The sequence below is a fragment of the Kitasatospora sp. NPDC041917 genome (assembly GCF_055589745.1).
Genome location: NZ_JBVJBI010000037.1, coordinates 40312 through 51449, shown reverse-complemented (window position 1 = coordinate 51449; position 11138 = coordinate 40312). Strand labels below are relative to the sequence as shown.

General features: G+C 74.4%; 8 protein-coding genes and 2 pseudogenes. 5 read left to right on the top strand and 5 right to left on the bottom strand.

Going from position 1 to position 11138, the window contains the following annotated elements; translation table 11 throughout:
* Window positions 1-275: 275 nt before the first annotated feature.
* The 3 genes and pseudogenes from ACZ6EM_RS31820 to ACZ6EM_RS31810 form a co-directional block, all read right to left on the bottom strand.
* Window positions 276-446, bottom strand: a pseudogene (locus ACZ6EM_RS31820) (pirin family protein); the annotation flags it as partial.
* Window positions 447-492: 46 nt separating this feature from the next.
* A complete protein-coding gene (locus ACZ6EM_RS31815; protein WP_401044406.1) occupies window positions 493-1209 on the bottom strand; it encodes a flavodoxin family protein in 717 nt (238 codons plus the stop codon).
* A 169-nt stretch (window positions 1210-1378) separates the two neighbouring features.
* Window positions 1379-2164, bottom strand: a complete 786-nt coding sequence (locus tag ACZ6EM_RS31810; RefSeq protein WP_401044403.1) for a class I SAM-dependent methyltransferase — start codon at window positions 2162-2164, stop codon at window positions 1379-1381.
* A 198-nt stretch (window positions 2165-2362) separates the two neighbouring features.
* Here ACZ6EM_RS31810 and ACZ6EM_RS31805 point away from each other — a divergent pair, with 198 nt between their 5' ends.
* The 3 genes from ACZ6EM_RS31805 to ACZ6EM_RS31795 all read left to right on the top strand — a co-directional run bounded on the left by ACZ6EM_RS31805 (window position 2363) and on the right by ACZ6EM_RS31795 (window position 8261).
* Window positions 2363-4138, top strand: coding sequence for an RNA ligase family protein (locus ACZ6EM_RS31805; RefSeq protein WP_465773850.1), 1776 nt, complete (start codon window positions 2363-2365; stop codon window positions 4136-4138).
* Window positions 4138-7104 carry an RNA repair domain-containing protein gene (locus tag ACZ6EM_RS31800; protein WP_465773849.1) on the top strand — a complete coding sequence of 989 codons (2967 nt, stop codon included), beginning with the start codon at window positions 4138-4140 and terminating at the stop codon, window positions 7102-7104. Before ACZ6EM_RS31805 ends, ACZ6EM_RS31800 begins: the two co-directional genes overlap by 1 nt.
* A gap of 266 nt (window positions 7105-7370) precedes the next feature.
* Window positions 7371-8261 (top strand): transglutaminase-like domain-containing protein, encoded by an 891-nt coding sequence (locus ACZ6EM_RS31795; protein ID WP_380539746.1) that lies wholly within the window; start codon window positions 7371-7373, stop codon window positions 8259-8261.
* Here the strand turns inward: ACZ6EM_RS31795 and ACZ6EM_RS31790 are convergent.
* Window positions 8260-8496, bottom strand: a pseudogene (locus ACZ6EM_RS31790) (carboxylesterase family protein); the annotation flags it as partial. The gene ACZ6EM_RS31795 and the pseudogene ACZ6EM_RS31790 sit on opposite strands and share 2 nt — an antisense overlap.
* A 199-nt stretch (window positions 8497-8695) precedes the next feature.
* A complete protein-coding gene (locus tag ACZ6EM_RS31785; protein WP_452179380.1) occupies window positions 8696-9640 on the bottom strand; it encodes a LysR family transcriptional regulator in 945 nt (314 codons plus the stop codon).
* 71 nt (window positions 9641-9711) lie between these two features.
* On the opposite strand from ACZ6EM_RS31785, the gene ACZ6EM_RS31780 reads away from it, so the two are divergent.
* Both ACZ6EM_RS31780 and ACZ6EM_RS31775 read left to right on the top strand, forming a co-directional pair.
* Entirely contained in the window at window positions 9712-10446 is a 735-nt protein-coding gene (locus ACZ6EM_RS31780) for an SDR family oxidoreductase (protein WP_465773848.1), read from the top strand.
* Window positions 10447-10524: 78 nt separating this feature from the next.
* Window positions 10525-11118, top strand: a complete 594-nt coding sequence (locus tag ACZ6EM_RS31775; RefSeq protein WP_452179379.1) for an ArsR/SmtB family transcription factor — start codon at window positions 10525-10527, stop codon at window positions 11116-11118.
* Window positions 11119-11138 lie beyond the last annotated feature (20 nt).

Below are 11138 nucleotides of genomic sequence, written 5' to 3'. Positions count from 1 at the left end.
CGGCGCACTGCAATCCGCCCATCGGCATGGGCCTCCGGTCTCGATGCCGACAGCCGAACAGCCAACACCCCCAGCCTGATGGCAAGTCAGAAAGTCGGCAAAAGGTCAGCATCGATCCGAAACCCTGGCACACATGTCCGAACACGAGACTCGACAGACCCCTCCCGGGCCCAGCGAGCCCAGACCTCCGGGCGCAGGGCAGACGACAGACCAGCCGTCTCCGCCTGGCAGCCGCCAGGCGGAGCACGAACAGATCCGCCACACGTTTTCCCAGGTCAGCACACCCACCCTCGCGACTTCAGCGGGATCGCGGGCAGCTCCGGGGTGGGCAGTCGAGCACCGTCGTAGCCATGAACTTCACCGAACCGGGAACCCTTCTCCCAGTCGTTTCGTGCCCGTACGATCTCATCACCGGATCGGCCGATGAAGTTCCACCACATAAGAATCAACCACACCCAGCCGGGTTTCCGGCCTCGTCACACAGCCGGTGACTCAGCGGTGCTCGGGGTTCTCGAAGTCGAAGCGGCAGCCGGCGTCCCACTCGGAGCGCTGGTTGCCGTGGGCGGGGATGCCGCGGGCGTCCTTGAGCATGCGGGCGAGGTGGAGCTGGTTCCAGGTCATGAACGTGGTGTTGCGGTTGGTGAAGTCGTTCTGCGGGCCGCCGGATCCGGGGTCGAGGTAGGAGGGGCCGGGGCCGGCCTCGCCGACCCAGCCGGCGTCGGCCTGCGGCGGGATGGTGTAGCCGAGGTGCTGGAGGCTGTAGAGGACGTTCATCGCGCAGTGCTTGGCGCCGTCCTCGTTGCCGGTGATCAGACAGCCGCCGACCCGGCCGTAGTAGGCGTACTGGCCCTCGGAGTTGAGGATCGACGAACAGGCGTAGAGCCGCTCGATGACCTTCTTCATCACGGAGGAGTTGTCGCCCAGCCACACGGGCCCTGCCAGCGTGAGGATGTCGGCGGCCATCACCTGGGAGTAGATCACCGGCCACTCGTCGGTTTCCCAGCCGTGCTCGGTCATGTCCGGCCAGACGCCCGTGGCGATGTCGATGTCCACCGCCCGCAGGACGTCGACCGCGACGCCCTGGCGTTCCAGGATGCCGGTGCTGACGTCGATCAGGCCCTGGGTGTGGCTGCGCTCCGGGGAGCGCTTGAGCGTGCAGTTGATCACCAGGGCGCGCAGGTCGGCGTACGACGTCGGCGTGTCCGGCACGGGGTCCTCCCTCGGTCCGTCGGGGAGGCCGGTCGGGTCGCGGACTCCCGGCACAGCTCACCAGGTCGGCGGGGCGGACGCGCGCGCGGTTGGGCCGGTCGCCTGACGACACGCCGCCTGGCCCCCGGCCAAGCGGCCGGCGTCCCCGCAGCGGGCCCCGGAGGGCGGCTCAGGACCGGGCGGCGCGGCGGATGATGAGCATGTCCTGGGTGTGGCCGATGGCGAAGCCGCCGGCGGGGAGGGCGAAGTGGTCCTGGACGTAGGCGGTCAGGGCCGCGCGGGAGGGGCGGGGGTCGAGGGTGGCCACGTCGGCGACGTTGACCATGAACTCGGCGACGTCCACCGCCTCGGCCAGATGGGGCGTGCGGTAGTGGAGGTCGAGGGTTTCGAGGGCGTAGCCGTGCTCGGGGTGCCGCTCGCGCAGGCGGTCGGCGAGCGGGCGGAGGTCGTAGCGGACGCCGGTGAAGTGCGCGGCCATCCGCATGCAGGGGCTCTCCGGGTTCTGCAGCACGACCAGGAGGGTGCCGCCGGGGGCCGTCCAGTCCAGGGCGCGGTTGACGGTGCCGAGCCAGTCCGCCTCGGGCACGTAGTAGAGCACGTGGGAGAGGTGGACGAGGTCGGCCCGCTCGAGCGGGTCGGCCCGGTCGAGCGGGTCCGGGAGGACCAGGGCGTCGGGGCAGGCCACGGCGAGCTTCTCGCGCATCGCGGCGCTGGGTTCCACCGCGATCGTGCGGTCGAAGGAGCGGCTCAGGTAGGCGGTGGTGCGGCCGTCGCCGGCGCCGAGATCGAGCAGGACCCGGCGGTGCGGCAGGGCGGCCACGATCTCGCCCAGCCGGTCGTGGGTGATCGGCTTCTCGTCCGTTCCGGCGAGGAACAGTTCGAACGCCCGGCGGTAGTCGGCGCCCGTCACGTCCAGCACCCGGACCGGGTCCTCGTCCTTCGTCCTCGTCTCCACCGGCCGGCCTCCCCTGTTGACGTTGTGTCGGGTCGCGTCATGGGACCCCGGGAACGCGGCGCGGTGGTGCAGGGACGTTCCTGCCCGCGTGTCGGCCAGGCCCTTCGGCACCCGGGGACCCGCCGTTTAATCGGTGGCCCGGGCTCGGCGGCGGCTCCTACAGTGTCGGCCGGATCAAGAACGCCCAGGGAGCAGGACATGCGTGTGCACTACCCCCGGACGCCGCATCTGCCCTGGTCACCGGGCGCCGCGGCGGACGACGTACGGGCCGGGGACCTGTCCGCGCTGGCCGGCGCCGAGGTCGTCGTCACCGAGAAGCTCGACGGCGAGAACACCACGCTCTACCGCGACGGCCTGCACGCCCGCTCGCTGGACTCCGCCCACCACCCCTCCCGCGCCTGGGTGAAGGGCCTTCAGGGCCGGATCGCCCCGCGCGTCCCGGAGGGCTGGCGGATCTGCGGCGAGAACCTGTTCGCCCGGCATTCGATCCCGTACACCGATCTGGAGAGCTGGTTCTACGGCTTCTCGGTCTGGACGGGCGGCGAATGCGACGGCAGGAACGGCGGCCGCGACGACGGCCAGGACCATTGCCTGGACTGGGACGACACCGTCCGCTTCCTGCGCCGCCTCGGCATCCCCGTCCCGCGGGTGCTGTGGCGCGGCCGCTACGACGAACGGGCCCTGCGCGCCCTGCGGTTGGACCTCGACCGGCAGGAGGGGTACGTGGTGCGGACGGTCCGGGGCTTCTCCCGGGCCGAGTTCGGCGAGCGGGTCGCCAAGTGGGTCCGCCCGCGGCACGTGCACACCGACACCCACTGGATGCACGCCGCCGTGGTGGAGAACGGGCTCGGCCCGGGTGCCGCGCTCTGGGCCGTGCGCTCCGGTGCGCTGCCCGAACCGACCGCCCTCGCGGCCGCCCTGAACCTTCCCGAACTCACCTGCCCGCCCGAGGAGTTGGCCGAGGTGTCGGCCCGGCTGGACGAACTGGGCCGGAGCGGGGACGCCCGGCTGGCCGGTGTGCTCGCCACCGCGCTGCGCACCGCCCGCCGGCAGTCGCTGGCGCCGCGGCTGGCCGGGCCGCTCGGCCTGCCGCTGGCCCGGCGGGTCGCCGACCTGGTCGGGCTGCACCCGGCCCTCCAGCAGCCGTACCCGGACGGGGAGCGCCGAGCCGGGCTGGTCCGGCTCTCGGCCGCCGCCGACCTCGGGGTGCTGCACGCCGTCGCCGCGACCGCCGCCCCCGGACGGGTCGAGCGCGAGCAGGTCGCCTGGTCCGCGCTGCACGCCGAGGACGCCGGGCTGCTCGACGGGGCGCCGCTCGCCCGGTTGCGGGCCGGGCTGCGCGAGGCGCTGGCCGGTCTGGACCGCGACGCCGCCGACCGCTGCTGGGCCCAGGCCCGCGAGGCGTACGCCCTCGGCCGGATCGCCACCGCCGAGGAGGCCGTGGCGGCCACCTGGCGCTGGCGCGACGGCCGCTTCCCCCGGCTGGTCCACCTGTGCGGCCCCTCCGGCAGCGGCAAGAGCAGCTTCGCCGCCGGGCTCACCGGCGTGACCGCCCGGATCGCACTGGACGACCTGCGCGCCGCGCGGGGCTCGCGCGCCGACCAGCGCGACAACGCCGAGGTGCTGCGCGAGGGACTGGCCCGCCTGGACGCCGCCCTGTGCACTCCGGGCGACGGCAAGGCGGCCACCGCGGTCTGGGACGCCACCTCGCTCAACCGCCAGCAGCGCTCCCACGTCCACGCCGTCGCCCAGCGCCGCGACGCCCTGATCACCCAGGTGGTCCTGGCGGTCGGCGCGGAGGAGCTGGTGCGCCGCAACGCCGTCCGCCCGCACCCCGTGCCCGAAGCGGTGCTCACCGCGCAGCTGCACCGCTTCGGACCGCCCTACCCCGGCCAGGCGCACCGCACCTGGTACGTGGGCCCCGGTGGCATCGTGGAGGACACGGCGGGCACCCTCGACGAGGAGGAGGAGTGATGCGCCCCATCGAACAGGTCTGCCAGCGGATCCGCTGGGACGCCCGCTTCGACCCGGCCCGGTTCACGCTGGGCGTGCGCCAGCGCGACGACCGCACCGAGCGCGTCCCGCTGGAGGCCTTCGCCGCCTCGGGTGAGATCCCCTGGCACCGGGTGCACTGGGTCGAGGCCGACGGCGTACGGGTCTGGGACCGCGCCTCGGGCGTGGACCTGCTCGACTCCACCGAGGCCGGGCGCCGCACCGACCCGCCCCTGCTGCCCTCACCCTTCTTCACCGCGACCGTCCCGCACGCCTGGCATCCGGGCGGCGGCTGGCGGCCCGCCGGGGCCGGACCAAACACCCAGGTGGCCACCGGCGTCCCGGCGGCCACGGACGTCCCGGCGACCACCGGCCTGCGCGTGGTCACCTGGAACACCCTGTGGGACCGCTACGACGCCGACCGGATCGCCACCGCCCGCCGCAGGCCCCTGCTGCTCGCCGCCCTGGAGGCCGCCGACGCCGACGTCATCGCCCTCCAGGAGGTCGAGCCCGCCCTGGTCGCCCTGCTGCTGGCGGCCCCCTGGATCCGCGCCGGGTACACCCTGGGCGCCGACCCGCTCGGGCCGGACGTCGACGACCACGGCCTGCTGCTGCTCAGCCGGCTGCCGGTGGCCGCGGCCGGGCGGCACGCGCTGGGCCCGCACAAGGCCGTCGCCGCCCTCTCGGTACGGACCGGCGGCGCGCCGCTGACCGTCGCCGCCGTCCACCTCAGCAGCGACCACTCGCCGGACGGCGCCGCCCGCCGCCAGGTCGAACTCTCCCGACTGGCCGAGGGGTTGGCCGGCGTCGAGGGCGAACTGCTGCTGCTCGGGGACTTCAACGACGGCCGCTCCGGCCCGGCCGGCCCGGCCGCCGCGCTCGGCCTGCGGGACGCCTGGACCCAGGTGCACGGACCGGCCGACGACACCCCCACCTTCGACCCGACGGCCAACCCGCTCGCCGCGGTCTCCTCGCTGACCGGCCGCCCGGGCCGCCTGGACCGCGTCCTGCACCGCGCCGACGGCACCCGCGCCACCGCGGCCGTCCTGCTCGGCGACCGTCCGGCCGGGGACGGGCTCCTCCCCTCCGACCACTACGGCGTGGCCGTGGACCTCGCGCTCGACGGCGAGGACCCGGACAACGGCCCGTGGGACGTCCTCGACGCCGCACCCACCGCCCGCACCGCCGTCGCCTGGCTGCCGCCCGAGGAGCTGTGGCCGCCGATCCAGCGCCTGCGCGAGGCCTACGACCCGCAGCTGCGCCGCTGGCCCCCGCACGTCAACCTGCTGTTCGGCTTCGTCCCGGAGTCCGAGTTCGACCGCGCCCTGCCGCTGCTCGGTGCGGCCGCCGCCGAGACGGCACCGTTCACCGCGCGGCTGGAGGGCGTGCACACCTTCGGGCACCGCGAGGACGCCACCGTCTGGCTGGACCCGGCCGCCGGCTCCCCCGCGCCCTGGGCGGCGCTGCGGCACGCGCTGGAGCGGCGCTTCCCGCGTTGCCGCGGCCGGGCGGAGGGCTTCACCCCGCACCTGACCCTCGGGCGCAGCGACGACCCCCAGCCGGTGGCCGCCGACTGCGCGGCCCGGCTCCCCGGGGCCTCGGCCCGGGTCGGCGAGCTGGTGGTGCTCTCCCGCCGGGGCGCCGAGCCGATGCGGCCGCGCGCGGTGGTCTCGCTGGGGACGGGCGTGGTGCGGCCGGTGCCCGAGCAGCCGATCGCCTCGCCGTCCCCGGAGTCGCCTCAACGCACCTCCACCGCCCGGGCGTTGGCCCGGCGCATCGCGGCGGCCCTGCCCGAGGGCGTGGTGCACACCGTCGGCTCCCGGCGGCTCGGCTGCCAGCTGGACGGGGCCGACCTGGACCTGGTGGCGGCGCTGCCCGGCCCCGCCGATCTGCCCTCCGTCCACGCCCGGGTGGCGGCCGCGCTGCCGGGGGCCCGCGGGCTGCGCGAGGTACGCGGCGCCCGGGTGCCGGGGCTGCGGCTGACCGCCGACGGCCTGGCGGTGGACCTCGTGGTGGTCTTCACCGGCGATCTCGACCCGGCCCGGGCCGTCGACCGCCGTGTGGAGCTGGGTGGGGCCGAGGCCGTCGCGCTGAGCGCGGTCACGGACGCCGAGGCGATACTGACGGCACTCGGCGACCGGCACGCCCGCTTCGTCCGGCTGGCCCGCCAGGTCAAGGCCTGGGCCCGGGCGCGCGGCCTGGACTCCGCGCCGTTCGGCCAACTCCCCTCGCTCGCCTGGTCGGTACTGGCCGCCCGGACGGTCCTGGAGACGACCGGCAGCCCCGAGGAGGAGCTCTTCCGGCGCTTCACCGAGACCTGGGCGGGCTGGGACTGGCGCCGGCCCGTCGCCCTCACCGGCGACCCGGTGCCGGCCTGCCCGGGCCCGCTCACCGTCCTCACCCCCTCCGCCCCGGTCCGCAGCTGCACCACCCAGGTCGGCGCCGACACCCGCGATCTGCTCGGCGAGGAGCTCTATCGCGCCTGGGAACTGACCACCGAGGCCGGGGAGGTCACCGAGGCCAGGGAGGTCGCCGAGGCCGGGGAGGCCGGGGAAGCCATCGACGCCGGGGAAGCCACCGAAGAGACCGGGGCGGCCGCCGGAACCCCGTGGCCCGCCCTGCTCGCCGCTCCCCCGCTGCACCGCCGGCACGCCGCCTGGGCCGTGGTCGGCACCGACGAGGAGTCACTCGGCCTCGTCCGGGGCCGCATCCGCGTCCTGCTGACCGCCCTGGAGGACGCGGGGGCCACCCGGCTGCACGCCTGGCCCCACCCGTACCGGACGGCCGACGGCCGAGCCCACCTCCCGATCGGCCTCGGCCCCGCGCCGCTCTCCGCCGCCCGGCTCGCCCCGCTCGCCAGGGCGTGGTCCCGCACCCTGCCCGGCGTCCGGGTCGAGTACCTCGACGGCGGCGCCGTCCCCACCCCGGTCCGCCAACCGCCCGACTGAACCGCCCGGCCCGCCAACCGCCCGACTGAACCGCCCGGCCCGCCAATCGCCCGACTGACCCGCCCGGCCCGCCCGACCCGCCGAAGCATCCCGATCGACCCGACCATGCCCTCCCACCGGACGACCCCCACCCGCCGAACGACACCGATCTGCCGAACCACCCCTGCCCATCGGGCTCTTCTGGACAATCGCCCCCGAAATTTGCCACGGTGAGCACCAGCGGCCCAGCCATCGATCATGCGGCCGAAGCCCCATGGGAGCTCCCCGTGCCCTCCGCCGACTTCCCCGCGTTCTACCTCGGACAGAGCGTCTTCTCCGACCCCGGCGCCCACCTCCCCCGCTACGCCGATCTCCCCAAGGACCCCCGCCGACTCGCCCGGATCGCCCGGAACCTGATCATCCATCGCCTCGAAGGCTGGCTGTTCCACCACCCCATCCCGGCGAACCGGCTCCACCACGACGCCGAGACCCGCTACCTCGACGACATCCTGCACCTGATCACCGACCGCGACCCGGCCCCGCTCAGCCATCCCCGGGCGCCCGCCGACCGCTTCGTCGGCGTCTGCCGGGACCTGGCGCTGCTGCACTGCTCCTTCCTGCGCCACGTCGGCATCCCGGCCCGGTTGCGCTGCGGCTTCGCCGGCTACCTCGGCCCGGACGGCTTCCACTGCGACCACGTGGCCACCGAGTACTGGGACGACCGGCGGGGCTGGCTGCTCGCCGACCCGCAGCTGGCCGACCCGAAGGTCGCCGCCGCCTGGCGGGTGGACTTCGACCCGATGGACGTCCCGCGCGACCGCTTCCTGGTCGCCGGCCGGGCCTGGCGCACGATCCGCTCCGACCGGGCGGCCGCCGGTTCCTTCGGCGTCCACCCGCCCGAGGAGGGCCCGCTCAACGGCGCGTGGTTCGTCGCCCACTCCACCCGGCTCGACCTCGCGGCCCTGAACAAGGTCGAGACGCTCCTCTGGGACACCTGGGGCACCGACTCCACCAACACGCCCCACGCCCCGTACGACGAGGTGGCCCACCTGACCGTCGGTCCGGTCGATGTCTCCGCCGTCCGCCGCCTCTTCGCCGAGCACGACGCCCTGCGCACCCCGAAGACCGTCCTGTCCCTGGCCCCGTTCAACGGCCCACGCGAGGTCACCCTGCGCTGACCGGGGATCCGGGCAGTTGCGCCGGCTGGGGGGCGATGGGCCCGAAGTCCGTGCAGTCCCGGACGCCGGCCCGGGCCGGTGCCGGCTGCGGCTCCCGGAACCGGCGGGCACCGAAGGGCGCGGCCGCGTACGGGATGCCGAGCACGGCCGTGACCCCGCCGCCGAGGTCGCTGCCCCGTACACGGCCGCTCGCCGTCCGGTAGACCGCTTCGACAGCGCATGGTTGATCGTTCATGGCCCGCAGTCCGGCTCAGCGACGCGTGCCCGCGCGACGAGGTTTCGGGGCGACAGCCGAGCGATGCGCCGGAACGCGGGGCCGAGGCGGCATGCGCACGGCGGTGGCGGGTGAGGGGGGTGCTGGCCATTCTTCGCGCTGGTGGTTGTCTGACATCGGTCCTGCGGTGATCGCCACGGCGAGGGGTGAGTGCCCCCGGTCAGGCCAGTGCGGTCATGTGGTCGGGCTGGTGGGCGGCGACGTCGTGGGCGGCTTGGACGAAGGCGGCGACGGCTGCGGATCGCGAGGTCTCCGGCCAGGCGACCATGACCGCGCTGGGGCTGAGGCCCGTGACCGGCCGGTATGCGATGTCCGGGCGCTGGTACCGCTCGGTGGTGGAGCGTGCCAGGAACGCCACCGCCTGCCCCAGCGCGACCACCTCCAGGAGTTGCTCGACGCTGGCCACGAGCGGCCCCTCAGGAGCGTCGGCCGGCGCCGGGCCTGCGTGGCCATCGCCTGCTTCCGCTCCGTCGCACCCGGTGTAGTAGGCGGTGCTGGAGGGGGCGGCCCCCTTCCAGCGCGGGACCGGTTCGCCCCTGAGGTCACTCAGCCGCAGTCGCCGGCATCCGGCCAGGCGGTGCGCGGCGGGGAGGACGGCCAGTCGCGGCTCGACCACCAGCGTCTGGGAATCCAGCCCTCGACCGTCGAACGGGCTGCGCAGCAGCGCTACGTCGGCACGGCCGTCCCGCAGCATGGCGATCGGCTCCCCGCTGCCGCCGACGACGACCTCGGGCGGCGGCAGCTGCGAACCCGTGTCCCGGTAGGCGGCGAGGATCTCCGGCAGCAGCCCGCCATCGCCTCCCGGTTTGACCGCCACGACGAGCCGGGGTGCCGGCTGACCGGCCCGGCGTGCCCGCCGGGCCGCCGCGTGCACCGCGTCGACCGCGATCCGGGCCTGGTCGAGCAGCACACGACCGGCGTCGGTCAGCCTCACCTGCCGGGTGGTGCGCTCCAGCAGGCGCACCCCGAGCCGGGACTCCACCTGAGCGATCGCCTTCGACAGCGGAGGCTGCGCCATCCCCAGGCGTTGCGCGGCCCGACTGAAGTTCAGTTCCTCGGCGACCGCGATGAAGTACCTCAGCTCCCGCACTTCCAGCTCACTCATATCCGTGGACTATAGATCCACACTCTTCCGGTCTTTCCCTGCCGCCCATGGGTGCGGGGAGGCTGGGTGCCATGACGACTTCGCAGAAGACCGCTCTGATCACCGGCGCGAACAAGGGCATCGGCAAGGAAACGGCGCGCAGGCTCGCAGCCCTCGGCATCACCGTGCTGATCGGCGCCCGCAACGCCGAGCGCGGCGAGGCGGCGGCCGAGGAGCTGCGCGCCGACGGCGCCGACGTACGGTTCGTACCACTGGACGTCACCGACGAGATCTCGGTCCGGGCCGCCGCCCAGCACATCGACGCCACGTTCGGCCGCCTCGACATCCTCGTCAACAACGCCGCGATCGCCACCGCACCCCAGAAGCCGAGCGAAACCCCCACCGCCACCGTCCGGCAGGTCTACGAGACCAACGTGTTCGGCGTCATCGCGGTGACCCACGCCGTGCTCCCCCTGCTACGCCGCTCCGCCGCCGCACGCATCGTCAACATGTCCAGCGAACTCGGCTCCCTCACCCACCTGGCCGACCCGGGCAGCCCGTGGTCCGCCTACTTCTCGATCCTCCTCCCCTACTGCACCTCGAAGAGCGCGCTGAACGCGATCACCGTGCTCTACGCCAATGAACTGCGCGCCGAAGGGATCCTGGTCAACGCGGTGAGTCCCGGCTACTGCGCGACCGACCTCAACCGCCACTCCGGCATACGCACGGCGGAGGAGGGCGCGGCCATCGCGGTCGACCTGGCGACGGCGGGCGAGGACGGCCCGACGGGCGCCTTCTGGGCCGAGGACGGCCCGATCCCCTGGTGAGACCAGGCCGCGCCGACCCCGTTCCGAAGATCTGAAATTTTTATTGCGCAATTTTTCTTTCGGACTTACCGTCGACGCATGCCCGAGAAGCCCCGGCCCGACCGGATCACCGACCTGTCCCGCCTGAAGGCGTTCACCAACCCGCTGCGGATGCAGCTCTACCGTCTGCTCTACGCCTCCGGCAGCGCGACCGCCTCCCAGCTCGCCGAGCAGGTCGACCAGGCTCCGTCCCTGGTCAGCTACCACCTGCGCAAGCTCGCCGAGCAGGGCTTCGTCACCGAGGCGAGCGCCCGGAGCGCCGACGGCCGGGAGCGGTGGTGGGAGGTCGCCTCCGAGGAGGGCTGGGGCTTCCGCGAGTCCGACCTCTCCGGCACGCCCGAGGGCGCGGCCGTCGTCGACGCGGTGACCAAGGGCCTGGTCGACTCCCGCTCCGCCCAGTACCGCGCCTACCTCGACCGGAGTGCCGCCTGGGGCAAGGAGTGGACCGACGCGGCCTTCACCTCCGAGTGGCTGCTCGACCTCACCGCCGCCGAACTCACCGAGATGAACCAGGAGTTGCAGGCCCTCGCCCGGCGCTGGCGGGAGCGCGGCAAGGCCGCCGGGGCGGCCGGCGACACCGCGGGCCGCGAGCACGTGTCCGTCCACCTGTACGGGTTCCCCTTCCGCCCCTGACACCGGCCCCGCCGTGTCCC